The following is a 22470-nucleotide window of genomic DNA, read 5'->3' as shown; positions in this document are numbered from 1 at the left end:
TCAGATTAAAAAAAAACGACAGTCTAAGTTTTAATTTTCAATCCACACGGTTATTATTTCTTAGATTCTAGGGACAGGATTGAGACTGTCGGAGGTAACGTAAGTAATCAATGTAGCTACTGTAATTTCATATTGTGTTATATACCATTTATGGACATCCGTTTTAGAAGAGCGGATATGTCCATTTTTATTGTAAAAATAAAAAGAGACAGAGATGGTAGGTCTTTGTTTTTTCATGTATTTCGTCCGGTGAAAGAGCACAGTAACATATAATACTATCGGTCCGATAATATTGCCCAGGCTGGTAAAGGCAGAGTTAAGTCCTGCCACATATCCCTGCTGTTCATTCGCAACCATGGACATTTGCGTGCTAATAGCGGGGCGTAAAATATCAATGGACAAAAATATAACAAAAGTAACTGCAAAAATCAGCCAATATTGATGAACGTACAACGTCAGCAGGACGAACACCCCTGAAGCGAGCAGACAAAGTGTAATGACCCGCTTTTCGCCGAAACGGTTGATGAGCCAGCCGAAAATGGATAACTGAATGACTGCGCCTCCAATGGACGCAAAGGTGAAAATGAAAGCAATATCCTTCGGTGTGAAGCCGAGCTTATGGTCGACGAAGAGGCCGAATACTGCTTCATAATTGGCAAGCCCAAAGGACATGACGAAAACAAGGAGTAAATTTATAAAATAGGGTTCGCGGTAAGCGAAACGCAACTGTTGGAGCAGACTCTTTTGGGGCTCCCGATTAGACATTGCCTTTTCGCTAATCTCATCTTTTTTTACAGTAGATGGCATCGATTCCCGCAGAACAACTGGTGTAAGAACTGCAGCGACCAGGCCGGCAATCCCTGCAGCATAGAACGGTACGCGAATGCCGAACTCCGCAAGATAGCCTCCAATACCAGGACCAATAATGTAGCCAGTCAAAAAGGAAGCATTGATAAAACCCATCCCTTTGGCACGTTCTTCCTCGGTAGTAACATCTGCCGCGTAGGCAATAACTGCAGGCATGATGAACGCTCCGCTAATGCCGCCCATCATCCGGGATACAAAGAGCAGCAGAGCAGAATCAGCCAAACCGAATATAACTTCGGCGCAAGCGAAGACCATCATTCCGGCAACAATGATGCGCTTGCGTCCGAAGGAATCGGATAACCGTCCCGCCAGTGGTGAGAAAACCAGCTGTGTAAATGCGAAGGAGGCGGTAAGCAAGCCGGCAGTGCTGCCGTTGATATCAAGCATTGTGATGTATTTGGGTATAACTGGAATGACCAGTCCGATACCAGCAAAGACCAAAAATAAATTAAACATCAGAAGCAGCATGGCTCCCCGATTTTTGAGCAATAAAGCCATCTAAATTCTCCTCTAACTCGCTTACTGAGTATTTACTTCAAATACATTTCTTTCTCAGATGCCAGCCTAACCTATTGCAAAGACCACCCATCATAAACCTATCCATTTTCACTCCTCACTTTGTAAATATATATGTATATAAAGTATACAAACAAATGTATTATACAATTATTTCAGTGTCAACAAATACTTTGTAAAATAATTTGTTTACTATGTGGAGAAAATTCATTAGCAAATCAATTTTATGTTTGGACAAGCTGGAAATTATGAAGTAATATTCAATAATTATCTTCCGTTTTATTTGTACAAGTATTTAGTAGTCGTAATAGAAGAAAATATCTTTGAAACTCTTAACAAAATTGTAATGGAAACGATTAATCTTATAGGAGGGATCATGTTGCAGCAGCTCTTTAACGATATGATTAAGCTTGACGTTAAGCCGTTCCTTTCCAAGCGTGGCTTCATGAGGAAGAGTTTGAATTTCAATAAGACGACAGAAAACCTTATCTACATGTTCAATTTCCAAAAGTCTTCTGGCAATTCAGCGGACAATGTAATGTTTTATGTGAACTGCGGTATTTATGCACCGGATTTGGCACTGATACAATCGAGGGAAATTCTGACTGCTCCCCAAGAAGCGGAGTGTCACTTCAGAGCAAGAATTGGAGAAATTGTTGAGTCTGTTCCAGATCGTTTTTCAATCACTCCTGATACGAATATGGATGATTTAAGAAAAACGCTGTTAAGTGGAGTAGAAGAGGTTATTCATTTCTATGATACGATGACCAGTGCCAGATCCCTTGTTGAATATTACACTTCAGGACCATTTCTACATCTGGGTGAAGAGAGCTTTCATTTACTGTTACAATCCAATGATATAGCAGCGGCTAAACATTATTTGAAGGCATTGCAGGAAAAGTACGGAACAGAAAAGCGATGGACTATATTCGAAAATAAATATAAGGCCATCTTCAATAAATACGATGTGGAATTTGATAAGCTATAAGTCGCCATAGTGAATGTTAACCTATTATTTAAGCTAATTACTGACGAGTCTGAAATCCAATAAAGCTCACTTTAAGCACACCTCTGATCTGATAAGAACAGATGAATAGTGCAAATAGAAGTTTTGCCGCCTATAAGGCGGTTTTTTTTTATTTTTAAAGGATAAATAATCGATTGGTGCCTTCACCTTCGTTGTAAAGCACAGTAGAGAATTACTTTATGGAGCAGATCTTAGAAGAAATCTTTTACTTAGAACTAGCGAAGGCTCACTTACTTAATATCTTATAAGAAATTCTTGAAATGACAGAAATTTATCTGAGAGGGGGGTGCTATTATACAAATATAAATAAAGACGAGGTGATGACATGCAATCGAAATTGGCAGCGGAAGCTATTCCCCTCTCCAAAAAGCGGAATTCGTGGTTAAGGACCATACAAAAGTATAAAGTGATGTACCTTCTATTAATTCCGGCATTGGTTTATTTTGCCGTATTCAAATATATCCCATTGGCCGGAATCATTATTGCTTTTAAAAACTACAATCTAGCTTTGGGGTTATGGGATAGCCCGTGGGTCGGATTCAAAAATTTCACAGATTTTATTAACGGCGTTTATTTCTGGGACATCATGAGAAACACGATAATTATATCGCTGTATAAGCTATTGTTCGGTTTCTCCGCTCCCATCGCACTTGCCTTGCTTCTTAATGAAGTTCATACCCAATGGTTTAAGAAAATCGTACAAACCATTACTTATTTACCCCATTTTCTGTCTTGGGTCATTGTTTATGGATTGATGGTTGCATTATTGGCTCCGGGTGATGGCCTCTTTAATATGATTTTGAAGGAAAACGGTTTTGATCCCATCTCCTTCCTAACGGAGCCTGCTTGGGGAAGACTGCTGGTCATCTCGTCTGAAATATGGAAGGACATCGGTTGGGGAGCGATACTATACCTTGCCGCATTATCAGGGATTGACCCAAGCTTATATGAAGCAGCTCGAATGGATGGCGCTTCCAAATCAAGACAGCTCTGGCATGTAACCTTGCCCGGCATTCGAGGAGTCATTATTCTGATGCTCATTCTTAAATTGAGCCATATTCTGGACGCTGGTTTTGACCAAATCTTCATGTTTGCCAATACTTTTAACCAGGAGAAAATCGATATTATCGACACATGGGTATACCGCGAGGGGCTGGAGCGTCTTAAGATTGGCCTCGCAACTGCTGTAGGATTGTTTAAAGCTGTCATCGGATTTATTTTAGTATTGGCTGCAAACAAGCTTGCCAAAAAATTCGATGGGCAAATTTGGTGAGGTGGTATGAGATATGATTAAGCTGACGATCGGGGAAAAGGTATGGCAATCAGCCGTTTATTTTATTCTTATTATGTTATCGCTGCTTTGCTTGCTTCCCTTTTTATATGTGGTCGCTGTTTCGGTAACACCGGAATCGGAAGTTTTAAGAAGAGGGATTGTGATAATACCAGAATCCTTTACCTTTGCAGCCTATAAGGAAGTATTCATTTCTAATGGTATAGGGCAGGCGTATAAAATTACGCTGTTCCGAACAATTGTAGGCACGGCGTTAAATGTGTTTTTTACGGTAATTGCGGCGTACCCGTTATCCAAAAAATATTTGCCGGGACGCAGTCCGTTTTTATTATTCATTGTGTTTACCATGATGTTTAGCGGGGGATTAATTCCGACTTATTTGTTAATCCGCTCTTTGGGGATGTTAAATAGTCCATGGGTTTTAATTGTTCCGCATCTCATTAGTGCATTTAATCTGGTGATCATTAAAGGCTTTTTCGAGCAATTGCCTGCTGAAATTGAGGAATCGGCGAGAGTTGACGGCGCAAGTGAACTTCAGTCGCTATGGAAAATCATTTTACCGCTTTCCATGCCTGTCCTCGCCACGATTTCCCTATTTTACGCAGTAGGGCATTGGAACAGTTATTTCGATGCGATTGTGTATATCAATGATGCGAATTTAATGCCACTTCAAGTTGTCTTGCGCAACATTCTGCTTAACATTGCAAATCAAAGTGCTGAGTCGATGGCCAATACCGGAACGGTTAGCCAGTTCGCTGTTCAAATGGCTGCTGTTGTCGTGACTACGGTCCCCATTTTGATCGTGTATCCATTTATGCAAAAGCATTTTACCAAGGGTATGCTCATGGGATCGATTAAAGGTTAAAAAGCAAATCTTATCTAGGTTGTTACGGGAAACCGTGATAATATACAAGCAAAGGAGAGGTCAATATGCAAAGAACAAAGATATCATTTGCCATTCTGGCTGCTATTGTAGGGCTCGGAACGCTATTGTCGGGATGTGGGGATCAAGAAGAGGAGGTTAAGCCTACAGCTTCGAGCAGTTCACCATCCACGGATAACCCGTTTGCGAAAAAAATGAAAATTACGATGTTTAACCAAGGCACGTTCAATGCTGCCGCTCCGATTCCTCCACGCGATGAAGACATTCAACGGCAAATGCTGGAGAAGGCAATGAACATCGACTTGGATATGACGATTCCTCAAGCTGGGCAATCAACAACCAAACTAAATACGCTTATTGCAGGCGGGGATATCCCGGATTTGCTTTTCTTGAAGAGTCGGTCCGATCTCGCGCAATATTATGATCAAGGCGTTCTTGCGGATTTGACACCGTATCTGGATCAATTCCCTGAACTTCAGAAACGCTTTAGCAGCGACTCCTGGGAGGCGATGTCCTATCAAGGGAAAACCATTGGAGTTCCAGGTTATGATAATGTAAACGGTATCAGCCGAAGCTTCTTCATCCGTAACGATTGGTTGAAAAAGCTGAATATGGAAGTGCCAACGACACCTGACGAGCTGTTTGAAGTCATGAAAGCCTTTACAGAGAAAGACCCGGACGGAAACGGCAAAAACGATACGTACGGATTCATCGGCGGCATGAATAAAGAGGGCAGTTTGCAAACCTACGGCTTCGATAGCTTGATGTGGATGTTTGGCGTCAATCCTCCATCAGCTATTGAAGTGAAAGATAATGAACCGGTATTTCTATTTATCGATCCCAAAATGAAAGAAGCGCTTGCTTACATTAATAAAATGATGGCAGCCAATGTGGTAGACCCCGATTGGGTGACGATGACCTCGCCTGATTTGTTGGACCAAAAGCTATTTAAAGGGAAAGTCGGCTTCATGATCAGGGATGCGCGCAGGCTGGAGCCGGATTATCAGCAGAAAATGAAAGAAATCAGCGGAGAGGTGCCGGAATGGATCGTTATTCCTCCAATGATAGGTCCTTACGGCGATCAAATCGTAGAGAGAAAATCGTTCCAAGGCAATTCATGGGCCATCTCCAAGAAAGCGGATAAGGACAAAATCATTCGGATCTTGTCCATGCTGAATTATCTCTTTACGGACGAAGAAGCCTATCCGAATTTTGCATACGGAATCAAAGGAATTCATTGGGATGTAGTGGACGGCAAGATCAAAAATAAAACGTCCGAATTATCGAAGGAAATGAAAGAAAAGTACCTATGGGTCGATCATTACAGAATGCCGCGCCGTGGTGACGATGCCGAGTACTTCAGCTTCCAGAATCCTAAGACGGCAGAAGCTTTCGTGAACAACCAGCAATATGTGGGGCCAACGTTGCCTGGAAACTTATTGACCGCAGACCCTAGCGATACCTTGGCAACTGACCGCTCGCGTTTTATTAATGAAAGCTTAGTCAAATTTATGACGGGCAAAGACCCTCTATCCAATTGGGACAATTTCCTCCAAACGTTGGATACCAAGTTTGACATGAAAAAATATAAGGAAACAGCAATCAAGCAATTTAAAGAAGCAGGCTTAATCAAGTAAATGAACGAAGAGAGTGGCTATTCGTAGCCCCTCTCTTTATTGTCATTTTAATACAGACTCAAAAAGGAAGATGCGCAATGCGAAGAAGAATCAGCTTGCCTTTAAAATTATTTTTTATCGTGTTTGCGTTTGTATTAGGCTGCATCATCTTGATAAGCCAATTGTCCTATCGCTATGTTCAAAAGGAAATAAGAACCAATGACATCTTCTACACCAACCAAATACTTGACAAGGTCGATCAGTATTTCACCGTTAATTTTTCCTCCTTCCAGACGATCCTGTTCTCGGTCGAAACATCGGTGAAAGCCAACATAGACAATACGGAAGTAATCAAAAAGCAATTAAGAGAGCTATATGAACTCAACAGCAATTACGTCAGTAATATTTATTTGATCAAAAGCGATTTATCCATTGTAGGCGGAAGCACGCCTACCCGTATTTTCGATGAACCGTTAGCGGAAAGAGAGCCTTTATTTCATGCGGCCGACAAGAACAGAAGGACGACCTTCGTCAGTGATCCTTACAAATCCAAGTATTCCGGCTGGACAGTTACGATGGTTCGATATCTGAATGGCGCTCCGTTTCCGATGGCCATTGCCGTAGATTTGGATCTAAATGCTATTGAAGAAACCTTGTTCAAGATTAATAAGCAGGAACAAATGAATTTGGCTCTGATCACCGCATCGGGTAAGATCATTGCCGGATTTTCGGAAAATAGAGGACCGCTGAATGTTCAAGATCATACGTTTTCAATCGGGGAAACGTCAGCAGAACAAATTCTGGATACGGCAGAAACAAGCCTTCAACTGCATACCAAGGACGGCATGCCGGTCTCCCTACTGAAAAAACCGACGGAGAAATTCAATTGGACCATTATTTCGATCAATGATGAATCACGCTTGAAAGCCGCTTTGTCCAGATTGGAAACCTATTATATCGAGCTTCTAGCCGCAGGTCTTCTCTTAAGTTTGTTCGTTTCTTTTTTTATTGCCAAGTATATAAGGACTCCGCTCTATGCGCTCAAATCAAAAATGAAACGGGTGGAACAAGGCATCCTTACAACGACAATAACGATTAAACGAAACGATGAGTTCGGAGATCTCTCCCGCGCCTTCGACCGTATGCTGCAGCAAATTGTGGAATTGATACGACGAGCGGAGCTTCATAATGAGCTTGAGCGAAAGCTGGAGATTCAAGTGCTGCAGTCTCAAATCAACCCTCATTTTCTGTATAACACGCTTGGTTCGATCAGCAATGTTATTCGTCTCGGACAAATAGAGAAAGTAGATGTGGTAATCGGATCGCTCATTTCATTATTGGAATATGGGATAGATGACGCTTCAGAGAAGGTTTCCCTACATCAGGAATTACGAAATGTAGCGGACTATATCGAGATCCAGAACATCCGGTATAACAGAAACTTCCAATTGATTGAAAATATCGAAGCAGGGTTAATAGATTTCCCAGTTTTTCGAATGCTGCTGCAGCCCCTTGTGGAGAATAGTATCTTCCATGGCTATAACGGAGGAGGGATCGAAGGACCGATAACGATTCATGCGTACAGAGAGGGAAGCATCGTCATCATAGAAGTCGTTGATCAAGGCGAGGGAATTCCAGCTGATAAAATAAAGCATATTTTAGTTTCAGAACCGAGTGATGTGGAAGTAAAAAGGAAAAGAATCGGGTTAAATAATATTCATGGCCGAATTAGACTTCACTACGGAGAACAATACGGGCTCCAAATCGTTAGCATACCTAAGGAAATAACCCGTGTACGCGCCATATTCCCAGCAGACTTGCTAAAAGGAGAAACATAATGGTGAGAAACTATACCTGCTTCATTGTTGACGATGAAGACCTAATCATTCAAAGATTGGAATTGTTTTTTAACGAGCTCTCTCATAGGGATAAGCGATTTGTTCTAGTGGGAAAAGCGAACAATGGGTTGAATGGGATCGAGGAAATTTTAAAGCTTAAGCCGGATATCGTAATATCCGATATCGTTATGCCAAGAATGGATGGAATCTCCATGATTGAGCAGCTAAAGCCGGAGCTCCCCCATACCCAATACATCCTTTTGACCGCCTATTCATCCTTTGAATACGCCCAGCGAGCTATTCATGCCAATGTATTGGAGTATATTGTTAAAGTTCCGCTGAGGGAAGCGGATTTAGATCGGGCCTTATCTAAGGCGGCTGGGATTTTAAATGAGGTGAAGAAAAAAGAAGCGGAATTTCAATCGTTAAACGTTTCCGTGCTTGAAAATAAATATAGAGTCCGAAAGCAATTTTTTAACGAGCTTATCCGAGGCGAAATTCCTTCCCATCGGGCATCGGATTTTGCCAATCGCATGCAGTTCCATTTCTTTCAAGCCAACTATTGCTGCTTCATTGTTGAAATGAATACGTATGAAAGTTTCCGGAACGAATACTCAGCCGCTGATCAAAACATATTGAAATATGCGATGACGAATGTAATCGAGGAAACGGTGATGAATGGTGGAAGCGGCGTAGCTGCGGATCTGTCCGATAATCGTTTTATTGGTTTTCTTTCTTGGGAAAATAACCGCAGTGATATGGAAACGGAATATGCTTGCCAATCATTGGGAGGGCAGATCGTCTCTCATTTGCAGCAATATTTGAATCAAAGGGTATCCGTCGCTTTTGGAGGTCCGCATCGAGGCTGGGAATCGATCAAACAAGCGTACACGGAAGCTAAAAATGTGAGTGAGGATTTCTATTATCATACAGAGAAAATAGTAAAAACACCCATGCATCGGTTCCAATACCATAATGACAAAAAAGCAGACTTTCAGCAGAAACTAGCTGATTTTCTTATGTGGGTGAAAAGGAAGATTTCCAAGGAAGAGCTGGAGAAAGAACTTGCTGATTTGAACCAATTTGTTTCGGACCATAAAATCCATAAGTCTATCATGGCACCCATGCTTCGAGACTTGTATAGAGACATTACTATAAAGTTTAAATCAGGGAACAAGCTGGCCACAGAAGTAGCAGAATTCCCCATGGAATTTATGGCATTTCAAGAGCAGCTTGCCTATATTGGCGACTTCACATTCGAATATGTCCATGCTGGCCAGCTATTACATCGTGCAGAAATCATGAGTGCTATGTTGTTTATAGAAAAAAATCTGAAACAGCGATTAACGCTGGAGGCTATTGCCGAGGATGTGAATTTAGCTCCGTCGTATTTTAGCAGCTTATTCAAAAAAACAATGAACGAAGGCGTGATTAGCTACATCAACCGTAAAAAAATTCAATTAGCTCTCGAGCTGTTAAATGTTCAGGATTATTCTTTATTGGAATTGTGCGAGGAAGTAGGAATCGTCAATGAAGGTTACTTTTGCAAACTATTTAAAGAATATACGGGTGAGACTCCTAAGCAATACCGGATAAAAATGACACGGTACGAATCCAAATAAGGTTGCAAAAAATGTATGATTTTTTCGCGAAATCATGTAAAAAAAAGGGGACCAAAACAATTACCATGATAGAAGGATCTAATCATGGAGGTTATCAAAATGGAGCTTATAAAAGCAGATGTAACCGTCGTAGGCGGAGGTATTGCTGGAATTTGTGCTGCTATTGCTGCCGCACGCCAAGGGCTGCAGGTTTCACTAATTAATGATCGGCCGGTTCTTGGAGGAAATGCGAGCAGCGAGGTCAGGGTTCATATCAACGGGTCGGCATATCTCGGAAACAGTCCATCCTATTATGCTCGTGAGGGCGGGTTGGTAGAAGAACTCAAGCTGAAGATCTTTCATTATAATCCGTTATACAACAAGAAGCTTATGCTTTCGCTTTCGGATACGGTCTTGCTCGACATGGTTTATGCTGAGCCTAATATTTCTCTATTCCTGAATACATGCGTGCATGAAACGGGGATGGAGAACGGCAGAATTCAATGGGTGGAAGGCCTTCAACTCGCTTCTGAAAGAAAATTTCGTTTTGAAAGCCGAACCTACATCGATTGCTCCGGCGATGGAATTGTTGGTTATCAAGCAGGTGCTCACTTCCGTTGGGGAAGAGAGGCGAAGCATGAATACAAGGAGGATTTGGCTCCTGAAGTGGCGGATCATTACACCATGGGCGATACGATTCTGTTTCAAGCTCGTAACGTAGACTATTCCGTTCCATACAAAAGACCTGGCTTTGCGTATGATATTACGAAGTTGCCATTTTTTGATAGTATTAGAAAAGGCTTAAACCATCGCTCTTTTCCAAGGAAAATCAACGGTCTTGGCGGATTGTGGTGGCTCGAATACGGCGGGCACATGGATATTATTAAGAATAATGAAGACATCGCATTGGAACTGCGTAAATTGGTATACGGGATTTGGGATTATATCAAAAATAGCGGCGAGTTTGATGATGTGGACAATCTCATCCTGGATTATGTATGCCCGATTCCGGGAAAGCGGGAGTCGAGACGGTTCATAGGGGAGCACATGCTGTCTCAGAACGATCTTACAGCAAAGCCTCATTTCGAGGATGCAGTATCTGTCGGAGGCTGGTATATGGATCTGCATGCGAATAAAGGCATCTACGATGAGGGGCCGGCTACAGCGTGGAATTTCGTGCCGGGATTGTATAATATCCCTTTCCGCAGCTTATTTTCACACAATATTCCTAATCTCATGTTCGCTGGCCGCAATATAAGCGCTACCCATGTCGCTTTCGGGTCTACAAGGGTTATGGCAACCTGCGGTTGTATGGGGCAGGCGGTAGGAACGGCTGCTGCATTATGCTTAAAATACGAGGCAGACCCCGCGGAAATAGTCACAGCCCATATGGGTGAGCTTCAAGCGCAGCTGCTTCGAGACGGGCAAACGATTGTAGGGCTTCAAGAGGAGTTGGATCCTTATTTCGCTGACGGATTAACGATTCATGCCTCGTCTCAGCGAAGCTATGATAATCTTCATTCAACCGAAGAGATTTCCTTGGAGAACGCGTTATGTTTGGTCTTGCCGATTCAGACATCCACGGCTGAAAGCGTACGAATCAAAATTAAAAATAGATCTGAACATTCAGAAACTTTGCAAGTGAAGCTGTTTGGCGGGGAGCGGAAGGAAAACTATATTCCTGCCAGCGAGCTGAAAGATTACCGATTAGTTATAGCAGCAGGTCACGATGACTGGATTACGCTGGACCTCAGCTGCAAGAAGCCGGCTGACGACAAAATCTACATCGTACTGGAAGGTGCGGCGAGCCTTGCTGTATATGGAAATGAAGAGAAGTTGACAGGAGCGGTCAGCTTCCATTATAGGCCAGACGTTCCGTCTAAGCTGAAGAAGCTTAATAAGAACATTTGCTTCAAAGACCTGGTGCCATCCCAAAATATGTATAGCCCAGAGAATGTCGTCAATGGCTTTTCCAGACCTTATGGTCTGCCGAACGGTTGGATATCTGAACGTACGGAAGGACAGGAATGGTTGGAATTCTGCTTTGCAAGCCCCAAAAATGTGGAGGAAATCCATTTGGTGTTCAATTCACGGCTGGATTTGGAGCATTTCGACGATCCGATCGAGCTCCTTATCCAAGATTATGATGTGACCTTGACCTTAGAAGACGGAACCGAGAGTAAAATCATTATCCGCGGTAATTATCTGACACTGAATAAACATAAGGTGGATGCGAAACGCGTAACCCGAATCCGGATTCATTTCTGTGCAACCTACGGTTCTCCTTACTATGAAGTGTTTGCTGTAAAATGCTTTGCTCCGAAATTAATAAGTGAGGGCAGGTGAAGTCGGGATGAAGGAACTATTCCCTCGAAGAGGGCTGCCTAATGTCATTTCGAAGTTGGAACATGGGGAAACTGTGACAATTGTCTATTTTGGCGGCAGCAATACGCGTTCTCAAGGATATAGGGTCATGACGGGAGATTGGCTTCAAAGTAAATATCCCAATTCGGAAATCCGCTCTGTGAACGCAGGCATTGATGGGACAGGATCAGACCTCGGCTGCGCCCGCTTGGAGACGGATGTACTGCGTCATCAGCCTGATCTCGTGTTTGTCGAATTTGTTGGTAACGATGGCGGAGTCCCTGAATCCAAGGCGCGGATCGAAGGAATTGTCCGACAGATCCGAAAACGAAGCCCATTTACCGACATTTTGTTCGTTTATACGCTGAAGGAGCGAGATCTGCCCTTATTTCAAGCTGGCGAATACCAGAAGGGGGCTATTATGCAGGAGGAAGTGGCTGATTATTATGGTATTCCTTCCATTCATCTGGGCGTAGCGGTCAGTCAATTGGTTTCCGATGGAAAGCTCATTTTCACCTCAAGGGCAGAACAGTCCAATCCAGGAGCCGTTATTTTTACGCATGATTCGGTCCATCCGACAATTCCCGAAGGGCATCAGATTTATACAGATACGATTACCCGGTCATTTGAGAAAATAAGCGAGCTTCGCGATCATCAGGGAAGATTGGAACATCACTTGCCTCGGAATTCGTTGGTCCCAGCTAATCCATGGGAGTATGCATCCATGCTGCCGCTGGATAATCTTACTCTTTTTTCGGAAGGATGGTCTTACATGACCCCCGATGATTTTGCGTTAGTGCGCGAGTACAATTGGTTGTTCCCTGGCCTATGGCGAGCTGTCGATCCTGGAGAGGCTATCACAGTGCAATTCGAGGGGACCCATATCGGGTTATTCGATATCGGGGGGCCTGATTCTGGCCGATTGAAGGTATCAGTTGATGGAGGTGAACCCTTCCTTATCGATCGATTCACACCCTATAACGATCATAATCGAAATCAATATGTTTTCTTGCCGGAGCTACCGAATGGGAAACATACGGTTCGCTTCGAAGTCGATCACGAGAAGACAGACAAAGCGGCCGTGTTTGAGGCAAGCGGCAATGCAAAAAGTATGGAACATGTTCGGCAGCATCCAGCTTGGTATGATCAAACGGTCATTCAGCTTGGGAAGCTGCTAGTGGTGCAGCCGCCATTATAATAGATTTGTCCACTTGGAAAACCTACATCCTATCTGACTGCAATTGAGCGGTCAATTAGGATGTAGGTTTCTTTTTTTTAGATATAAGAATTTTTGATAAAATATTTTATATGTTTCACGCGATAAAGTATTCTTCTATTTCTATGAGAAACGGATACCCTCCTCTTACATAGGACGGCGAAGCCGTTTCTTATCGCTTAAAATCTTATAAGAAATTGTTAAAATGAAAGAAATTTCATGGTGATGTGACATGCTATGATAAAAACGAAGGAGCTGGATTAGCTGATGGATAAGGCTAATTGCTTTTTTACGATCATTCAAGCAAAGGGGGCATTATTATTTTGGAAGCGTTATCATTTAAAGGAGAGGCTGTGAGTGGTTTGGTCAAAAGGAAGCTGTTTTTCTTCATCGTTTTCATGTTGACGATAGTAGTTCCTTTCAGCCTGGTCGGAATAACGACCGCTTATGCGGAGACCTTACCCTATCAGACGATTATCATCGATGACGGAAGCATCACAATTAATGATGTTGTGACACTTGATGCGGGTAACGAGAACAATGGATATTCGGCTCCAAATTGGACCACTAGCACAGGGGTGAAGGGGTATGATAATTCCAGCTCCAAATATACGAGTACAGCAGGCGGATCGATAACATGGAATCCGCGCTTGGAAGCAGGAACGGCGAAAATATCTTTATACAAGCTTAACTGGGAGGATAAGGCTGATAGCAATGTAAAAATCGAAATCGTTCATAATGGAACGACGGATGTACTCTTTCTGGATCTGAGACCCTCATCTGGCCCTCCTGTGGGATGGGTTGATTTGGGAGAATACTATTTTTCTGGGGTTGGTGAAGAATTCGTTAAAATGACACGGTCTACCAGCACCACGAGCACGATACTTACGCGAGCAGATGCGGTCAAGTTCGAAGGGAATATTCAGCAGAAAGAGCCGCATAAGACGATCATTATTGATGATGGAAGCCTCACGATTGATAATATCGTCACCGTAGATGCAGGTAACGCGAGTAACGGGTTCTCCGCTCCTTATTGGACCACAAGTGCGGGAGTCAAGGGATACAATAATTCCAGTTCTAAATATACGGACGCGGTAGGTAGAAGCATTACTTGGAATCCACGCTTGGAGGCAGGGACGGCGAGAATATCGTTCTATAAGCTTGACTGGGCGGATAAAGCAGATAGTAATGTAAAGATTGAGATTGTTCACAACGGGATTACGGATGTTTTGTTTATGGATCTTAGACCTACGTCAGGTCCATCGGTCGGATGGGTGGATTTGGGGGAGTATTATTTTAGTGGTGATGATACCGAATTTGTCAGGCTGACTCGAATGCAACCTACGACGGGCACGATTATTACTCGAGCCGATGCAGTCAAATTTGAAGGGAATATCCGTCAGCAAGCTCCGCCGTTGCCCGCGCTGCGGAGTCGCACATTAGCGAATCTCAGTTACACAGAAAAAGGCAGCATCGAAAATGCAAATTATAAGGCGACCTTCTATGAGGCAGCATGGGATGGAGGCAAATCCATCGTTCGTGACATGTTCTACAAGAACACGGACACAGGGAACTGGATGCCAATAAATAATGTGTCGGAAAGACTTGAGGAGCAATGGGTTTTATTGGATGGGAATGCGGGGAGCCGAACCAATTACTACGATACGATGAACAAACGCTGGATTACATTCGACGGAATCCATTTTCCAGACAGCCACACGGCGGTTTTAACCGATTCTATGCATGGCAGTGATTACGATTTTGAAGTGAACTGGTCCATGGCAGGAGATAAACCAGATGTTTCCTTCGCCTTCACGCCTCGCCGCGATGGCAATTATGTGATTGGATATCAGTCCTTCACAACAGAGCAAATCACTGGCATCAATGAAGTATTAAATGGATTTAGGTCGCATGCAAAAATGGTTGGTACGGTGGAATCCACAAGCCTTAGGGAGCTGAGCGCTCCGATGAGTCTGGTGGAGAAGAATGACGGCGCGGGGAATCCTTTGACGTATGGGGTATTTGTACCTTCGGAAGAGCTTCCGGTTGAATTTGAACCGACGGGAGGCGTTACGAAACAACGGCTTGGCATGAGCCTTGTCAACAACGAAGGCAGCGTGCAGCCAATCCTATATGCTCCTCAATTAGGGACTTATTCGCAAATGACCGCAGAAAACACCTATCAATTTCATATGGGGCTAATCGCGGAGCGCGGCAACCTTTATGAGTCCTACGCGGATATTCTTCGCAATGAGTACGGTTATTCGGCATATCGGGAAAATGTCTCAGGCCTGTCGCTTACCGACGCGATGTTCAATATGATCGATCTGCTTAAGGTAGAGCCGCAAGGGGACGACTCTGTTCAGTTTGTCCCGTCACCCAGCGGGTGGTGGAGCCGTGCCAAGGGCTTTATTGATATCGAAAACGAGGATAGCGTTCGAACAAGCTCGAATGCCGTTCTTTTGGGGGCTTATTATTTGACTGGGGATGACCAGCTTTACGATACGAGAGCATTGCCGTCCGTCCAGTATGGCGTTTCGCGAAATGGCATCGGTTGGTCGCCGACGCAGAAGAAAGTGTACGGCGTGCCTTCGTTATGGAAAATGGCCACCCTGCCGTTCGATGTTTCAAGCGTAGCCGCTGTCAATCAGATGATGGGCACTTCGGCAGGAATAGGGGCGCTGGCAAAGGAAGAATACCTCGTGCGTGATCCTGACCAAAAAGACCGGGGTCCTGTCATTCAGCCCCTGATGATGTATCGGATGACGGGAGATATGCAGTATTTACAGGCTGCCAAGGATGCAGCCGACAGCTATATCCTGCAGCATATCGATACTCCTGAATCCGTTAATGTGAGTAAAAATGAATTCATTTATTATTATAGCAAGCTGTGGATGGAGATTTTGGAGCTTTACGAGGAAACTCTGGATCCCAAATACTTGAATGCCGCTTATAAGGAAGCCAAACGGTATGCCACCATGTTCGTTGCTCGACCAGTTCCTGAAGGTACCGTTACAATTCCGCAGCCCGAGACGTATAATTACGCGGAGTCGTTCCATTGGCCGGAAAGCGGTAAATACCAATATCCTAGGAGCAAGCTCCCAGAAGATGTAGCAGGAGGCGTACAAGCGGATAGTTGGCTTGTTTCACCGAGCGGATTGACGTTTGAAGCAGGAAGCACAACCGGCTATTATCGGATGAATGCTCAGGAAGCTCCATTCATGCTGCGATTGTCGCTCTATACAGGTGATAAACTGCTGCAGGATATCGCTCATAATTCGGTTATTGGTCGATATTCCAGCTATCCAGGTTATTACTATAAGGGCTTTGCCGTTAGCCAACTTGAACCGGATTTCCCTCTGGAAGGCCCAAGCGGGGCTACATCCATCTATTATCACCATATTCCGGGGCAGCTCGGGCAAACGATGGATTATTTGATCAGCGAACAATCATTAAAATCGAACGGGAGTATTACATTTCCTTCCGTATTCGAAACGAATTTTTTATGGTTCAAATATCACCTTTATGGCAATAAGCCAGGTCATTTCTACGGTAATTCCGACGTTTGGCTCTGGATGCCCAAGGGAATTATTCAGACTAACGATCCTCAATTGAACTGGATAACGGGAGAGAGCGGGGATAAATTCTATATCGGGCTAAGCAACGCATCGTCAGATGAAGTTCAGACTTCGATTGAACTGAATGCGGAAATCATTGGGTTCAACCCGTCACAAGATTATACCGTAACCATCATCCGCGATAATGGTACACCAGAACAAGCGGTTATGAGTAACGGAATCATTCAAGCTACGGTTTCAAGCAAAGGGATAACCGCTATCATTGTAGAGGGACTCCAGATTGATGTGCCGCTGCATCAGGTTAGAACTGCTGATACATCGGATGCAAGCTACTTCTTCGATACCCACAGTCCAATCGATGCGGTTAAAGGGATGCTGATCGTGAAGCCCGACGAGACGGTTTATGATGCTTATGTACAGGCAAAAACGACGAAACCAGCGAAAATCCATTATTCCTTGGATGGCGGGGCTACGTATACAACCATCCCAGATACGATCTATCCGATGGAATGGTCAATACGGGTGAACGACTTATCTCAAACCTTCACTTATTACGTGGAATCGGACGGGAAACAGACCCGCAAACGGACACTTTATCTGCCTGATAAGGTATCCGAAACTCCAGTCCAACCCGATTGGCAGGAGGGTTCATCTATTATTGTAGATAATACCGAGGCGGAGACAGAAGGGGTCTGGATAAGGGATACAACGGCTAACGACTATTACTACGATAACTATGTGTATGCCAAATCGACGACCGGCACAGCGACAAGCAAAATTATATGGCGGCCGGAGCTGCCGGATACTGTTACTTACAGTGTGTATTACAAGCTTCCGCAAATAACGGCTGCGAGTGAAAACTGGGCAACGAATGCCTCATTTACCGTTTATTATAGCGGGGGTTCCGAGACGGTTGCTGTTGATGAGACAACGGCAACTGGAACTTGGGTGCACTTAGGCGATTATCCTTTTGCAGCAGGCGATAGCGGGTACGTGGAACTAACCAATAAGGCCAATAAGTCTCGTGTAGTTGCCGATGCAATAATGTGGGTAGACCCGAACAGGATGCCGCAATTGGAGTCTGCGGTGATCCTATCCGATCGGAACGAGCTGCAAATGACTCAAACCGCACAACTGAGCGTAACCGGCTATTTGGATAACGGTTTGATCGGTGATCTTACACAGGCCAATGTGCAGTATTTCGTTGATCGTACGGATCTGGCTGAAGTGGATAGCAGCGGTAGATTGACCCTTCTAAATCTCGATGGAGACACAGATCACATTGAGGTATGGGCCACTGTAACGATTGACGGAGTGACCTTAACAACACCGCCTTTGACCATCACGATCAAGGACCTAACGGTTATCGTCGACAGTACAAATACAACGGGGTTATACACGACAGAAGGGTCTTGGAGCCAAAGCAACTTAGCCGGATACAAAATTGGGGTTAAGTCCCGTTACTCTACAGTACAAGGATCATCAGCAACGTGGAAAGGCCAGTTTCCAGAGGGGAAATATACGGTCTCCATCTACAAGATCGTCCATACGACGGCAAACGATAATTATGTCAAAGTGGAAGTGAAGCATCAGTCAGGTACCGAGGTCACATATATCGATGCAACAGTTGGCTCATCGGGCTGGGTTAATTTAGGAACGTTCGACTTTACAGGAGACGGCAGCGAGTATGTTCGTTTAACCAGGGTTACTCCTACAACGGTAGACCCGCCAACACTTCCTGCCGATATGATCTATACGAGGGTTGATGCAGTCAAATTCGAACGGCATTCCGTTAGTCCGGAGTTGATTGTGAATGAGGCGCCAGGTAAACCGACTCTTTCGAATAATAGCGGTGTTGCAACAGGCTTACATGATGGCAATTATGATGTTGCGATGAATATGTGGTGGGGAACCAATGGCTCACTGTATAAGTTGTACGAGAATGGCCAATTGATCCAAACGAAGTCATTGCCCGTTGATTCGCCAGCTGCCCAAACTTCCATTATTCCAATTCAAGGCAAGCCAAATGGAACCTATGTGTATACATGTGAGTTATCGAATTTGTATGGAACGACTTCATGTGAACCACATACCGTCACCGTTATTGATGCGAATCCTGGCAAACCTGTGTTATCCAGTGACAACTGGGATCAAGATGGGAACTATACCATTACTGCAAATATGTGGTGGGGCACGAACGCAGCACAGTATCGATTATATGAAAATGGCGAACTTATTGAAACGCAATCTTTATCTTCACACTCACCAAATGCCCAATCGGCAAATACACAAATTTCGGGAAAAGCTCCTGGCATTTATCAATATCGCGGTGAGTTTATGAATGGAATCGGAACAACGGTAAGTGATGTTATACAAATTATTGTAAAATAACCCTAAGAGCTGAGTGGATGAAAACGATCCACTCAGCTTTTTTTTCTTGAAATTTAGTTCGTCTCAAGCGCACTATCTAGGAATAGAAGTATTCAGCTTCAAAGCTTTCTCATGCAAAGCTTTATACTCCTATCCCTTTAGCGAGCCGGACGTGATGCCGTTAATGATATATTTTTGCATGAAAATGTAGAACAGAATGAGTGGTGCAACCGCCAGGAGCATCATCGGGAAGAAATTCGTCCAGTCGGTCGAGAATTGCCCAATGTTGCGGAATACTTCTAAGAGCAATACACCCTTTGAACGGGATTGCAAGAACAACAATGGCGTCATGAAATCATTCCACACAGCAAGTGTATTCAAAATAGCTACAGTGGCAATTACCGGCGTAAGCAACGGGAACACAATCTGCCAGAATGTTCTCCAAACCCCACAGCCGTCTACTCTTGCCGCTTCTTCCAGTTCAAATGGAACGGTAGAACTGATAAAGCTTTTAATTAAAAAGATAGAGAACGGAAGGCTGTAACAAATTTCTATTAGAATAATCCCCGTGAAGGTATTCATAAGCCCAAGCTGGGCTACCTGTTTATAAAGTGCTAAGATCCCCATTTGGTATGGTACCATCATCCCAACCATGAATAAAAGGAACACGATCCGATTGAAGTGATTAGTACGTCGTATCAAGCTGTAAGCAGCCATCGCAGAAAAGATTACAATACCCGCAACAGAGGAAATCGTAATGATAAGGTTGTTTCCTAACACATGAAAATAGTTCATTGCCTTAAAGGCACGAATGTAATTGTCGAACGTGATGTTAACTGGAAGGCCAAGCGGTTGAGAGACCGCATCAGCTGGCGTCTTAAGTGTTGTGATGATCAAGTAGTAAACTGGGATCATAAAAATCACCGCTAAGACGAGCATAAGAATTTCCGTGACAGCAGTTTCCTTAGTATATCGATTCATGATTACCGCCGCTCCCACATCTTGATTAGTGAAATGTGAATAAAGGTGATGATGCCTACGAGGATAACGAAGACGATACCGAATGCGGCTCCGTAGCTATAGAACCCTTCACTGAGCCCTTTCTTGATCATGAGTGATACGATCGTTTCCGTAGAATACCCCGGACCACCACCAGTCAAGGCATAAACAATATCAAATACCTTCATGCCGTTTATCATCCCCATAACCGTGTTGAAAGTGATCGCCGGAAGCAGTAGAGGAAGTGTGATATAGCGGAACATTTGCAGCCCACTCGCTCTGTCAATCTTCGCCGCTTCGTAATAATCTGTTGAGATGCTCTGCAAGTTGGCCAAATAAATAACCATTGTGTAACCAACCCACTGCCATACGGAGACAAGGATAACCGAATAAAGTGCAAGATGAGGATCTCCGAGAAAATTGATGCGTTCAAAACCAAGAGCGACTACAAGCTGATTAATCAAGCCAAAGTCGGAGGGAGAGTACATAAAATTCCAGAGAAAACCGATAACCAATACGCTGAACACCGCAGGAAGGAAGAACGCAGCTCGCAGCAGATTTTTTGTTTTTAATTTTTTATTAAGAAACACCGCTAATGGAATGGCTAGTATATTCTGTCCAAGCATCGCAAGTACCGCATAGATTAAAGTGTTTCTAATACCTGTCAAATAGATTGAATCTTTAAATAAAGCAATATAATTGTCTAGACCAACAAATTTGACAGCAACCGGATGCACATCCGACCAGTTTGTAAAGCTGTATAAAGCGGTCTTTATCGTCGGAAATATGAAAAAGGTACAATAAATAAGTAAGGCGGGAAGCAAAAGCAGAACATAATTGATCTCTCGTTTGAAAATGTTTGGTTTGTTCATGTGCAACAACCTTTAGCATTTAGGATGTACAAGAGGCAAATCGCTTTGCCCCTTGTATTTTATATTCGGCCTACTTAGATTTCTCCAGCAGTTCAGTTGCTTTCTTATCTACCGCTTCTAGTACTTGATGAGGCGTTTTGATACCAGCTATGAGTTCTTGAATACCTTTTCCCAGATCTGTGAAAGCAGCAAAAGCAACGCCCCAATTATTAACAGGGAACATAACATTGCCCGCCTTGAAAGCTTCTTGAGCACCGTTATATTCAGCTGGCATTTCAAAAGTAACGCCTTTCAAGAAAGATGAACCGCCTTTATTATCGGCCCAGTAAGCATACTGGCCTTCTGGTGTGGATAACAGATCAAGCACCTTGTACGCCGCATCTTTGACTTCGGACTTCGCATTCAAACCAAACGATACTCCGGGACCGCCTACCATCCAACCCGGGCCGCCTTTCGTGCCCAGGTTCGGGAACATATCAATCTTCATGTTTGGCGCTTTTTGCTTAAAGGTTTCCATGTACCAAGGCCCTGCTTGGAACATAGCTGCCTTGCCGCTTGTAAACTCGTCTATGGCTTGTTCTTCTTCAAGCCCAAGCATATCTTTGGTGAAGATACCGCGTTTCAAGTATTCAGTCCATGTTGTCAAAGCAGGCTCCAGCGCATCGGCTATTTTCGCGGTTCCTTTACCAAAATCGTTATTCCATTTTTTCCCTTCCTCTGTGCCGATAAAATCATTTAATGCCAAACCGAGGAAGGACTGGCCTGCGACGTTAGGATTCTTTAGACCGATCGCTTGGGGTTTGATGCCATTCTTCTTCAGCACATCCGCTACTTGGAAGTACTCATCAAGCGTTGTTGGTACTTCCAAGTTATATTTGGTGAATAGTTCAACGTTATAGAAAACCCCGTTGAACCAACTCGCTTGCGGCAACCCATACAGTTTATTATCAAATGTTACAGTGGACGTGCCGGTTTCATAATACTTGCTAGCGTAGCGTTCTGTTAAATCTTCGAAGTAACCTGTTTTGACAGTATTAGCATCAATTATTCCACCGATAATGTCAGGACCTTCGCCTGCTGCAAGTTGTGTTTTGATGACATCTGCGTAAGTCTTGTTATCGATGAACTGATACTCCACATCTACATCGGGAAGTTTATCTTTGAATAATTGCAGTAGTGTCTTTACACTGTCTTCTTTGTTCCAATACGATAATCTGACTTTCACTTTCTTTACCGGTTCTGGATCCTTTGTTTCTTTCGTATCGGTTGTATTCTTCGCAGTTGCATTTCCCTTTGTGCTGCTATTCTCCGTACTGTTCTTACCGCAGCCTGTAAATAGGATCGTGAAGGCGAGTATAGCGATAGCGGAGACAAACCATGTTCTCTTCATACAAAGACCTCCCAAATAGATAGTTTGTTTCTCGATACTTTT

13 protein-coding genes are annotated in these 22470 nt (G+C 43.7%); 9 read left to right on the top strand and 4 right to left on the bottom strand.

Annotation, left to right across the window (positions count from 1 at the left end):
- Positions 1-60: 60 nt before the first annotated feature.
- Positions 61-1365, bottom strand: a complete 1305-nt coding sequence (locus AB4Z50_RS24750; RefSeq protein ID WP_441883140.1) for an MFS transporter — start codon at positions 1363-1365, stop codon at positions 61-63.
- A 244-nt stretch (positions 1366-1609) separates the two neighbouring features.
- Between AB4Z50_RS24750 and AB4Z50_RS24745 the strand changes: the two genes are divergently transcribed.
- The 9 genes from AB4Z50_RS24745 to AB4Z50_RS24705 all read left to right on the top strand — a co-directional run bounded on the left by AB4Z50_RS24745 (position 1610) and on the right by AB4Z50_RS24705 (position 19188).
- Positions 1610-2371 (top strand): DUF4304 domain-containing protein, encoded by a 762-nt coding sequence (locus AB4Z50_RS24745; RefSeq protein WP_441883138.1) that lies wholly within the window; start codon positions 1610-1612, stop codon positions 2369-2371.
- A gap of 364 nt (positions 2372-2735) precedes the next feature.
- Complete coding sequence (locus tag AB4Z50_RS24740; protein WP_339209232.1) at positions 2736-3683, top strand: ABC transporter permease; 948 nt, start codon at positions 2736-2738, stop codon at positions 3681-3683.
- Between the two features lie 13 nt (positions 3684-3696).
- Positions 3697-4566, top strand: coding sequence for a carbohydrate ABC transporter permease (locus tag AB4Z50_RS24735; protein WP_339209231.1), 870 nt, complete (start codon positions 3697-3699; stop codon positions 4564-4566).
- A gap of 65 nt (positions 4567-4631) precedes the next feature.
- Complete coding sequence (locus AB4Z50_RS24730) at positions 4632-6221, top strand: extracellular solute-binding protein (RefSeq protein WP_441883136.1); 1590 nt, start codon at positions 4632-4634, stop codon at positions 6219-6221.
- A 77-nt stretch (positions 6222-6298) separates the two neighbouring features.
- Positions 6299-8038, top strand: a complete 1740-nt coding sequence (locus tag AB4Z50_RS24725) for a sensor histidine kinase (protein WP_441883134.1) — start codon at positions 6299-6301, stop codon at positions 8036-8038.
- Positions 8038-9660 carry an AraC family transcriptional regulator gene (locus AB4Z50_RS24720; RefSeq protein WP_441883132.1) on the top strand — a complete coding sequence of 541 codons (1623 nt, stop codon included), beginning with the start codon at positions 8038-8040 and terminating at the stop codon, positions 9658-9660. The genes AB4Z50_RS24725 and AB4Z50_RS24720 overlap by 1 nt, the downstream gene beginning before the upstream one ends.
- A 99-nt stretch (positions 9661-9759) precedes the next feature.
- Positions 9760-11985 carry an FAD-dependent oxidoreductase gene (locus AB4Z50_RS24715; RefSeq protein ID WP_441883130.1) on the top strand — a complete coding sequence of 742 codons (2226 nt, stop codon included), beginning with the start codon at positions 9760-9762 and terminating at the stop codon, positions 11983-11985.
- On the top strand, positions 11972-13201 hold the full coding sequence (locus AB4Z50_RS24710) for a GDSL-type esterase/lipase family protein (protein ID WP_441883128.1): 1230 nt from the start codon (positions 11972-11974) through the stop codon (positions 13199-13201). Before AB4Z50_RS24715 ends, AB4Z50_RS24710 begins: the two co-directional genes overlap by 14 nt.
- A 341-nt stretch (positions 13202-13542) precedes the next feature.
- Positions 13543-19188, top strand: a complete 5646-nt coding sequence (locus AB4Z50_RS24705; protein ID WP_441883126.1) for a golvesin C-terminal-like domain-containing protein — start codon at positions 13543-13545, stop codon at positions 19186-19188.
- Positions 19189-19317: 129 nt separating this feature from the next.
- Here AB4Z50_RS24705 and AB4Z50_RS24700 read toward each other — a convergent pair whose 3' ends face one another.
- The 3 genes from AB4Z50_RS24700 to AB4Z50_RS24690 all read right to left on the bottom strand — a co-directional run bounded on the left by AB4Z50_RS24700 (position 19318) and on the right by AB4Z50_RS24690 (position 22428).
- Positions 19318-20148: a carbohydrate ABC transporter permease gene (locus tag AB4Z50_RS24700; protein WP_441883124.1), complete on the bottom strand. Its 831-nt coding sequence runs from the start codon at positions 20146-20148 to the stop codon at positions 19318-19320.
- Positions 20149-20150: 2 nt separating this feature from the next.
- Entirely contained in the window at positions 20151-21038 is an 888-nt protein-coding gene (locus AB4Z50_RS24695; protein ID WP_441883122.1) for a carbohydrate ABC transporter permease, read from the bottom strand.
- A gap of 70 nt (positions 21039-21108) precedes the next feature.
- Positions 21109-22428, bottom strand: a complete 1320-nt coding sequence (locus AB4Z50_RS24690; protein WP_441883120.1) for an ABC transporter substrate-binding protein — start codon at positions 22426-22428, stop codon at positions 21109-21111.
- Positions 22429-22470 lie beyond the last annotated feature (42 nt).

This window comes from Paenibacillus sp. 2TAB26, from assembly GCF_052115145.1.
In the GTDB taxonomy this organism is placed as follows: Bacteria; Bacillota; Bacilli; order Paenibacillales; family Paenibacillaceae; genus Pristimantibacillus.
The sequence above is the reverse complement of the archived record's forward strand: the minus strand, read 5'-3'. Positions and strand labels throughout refer to the sequence as shown.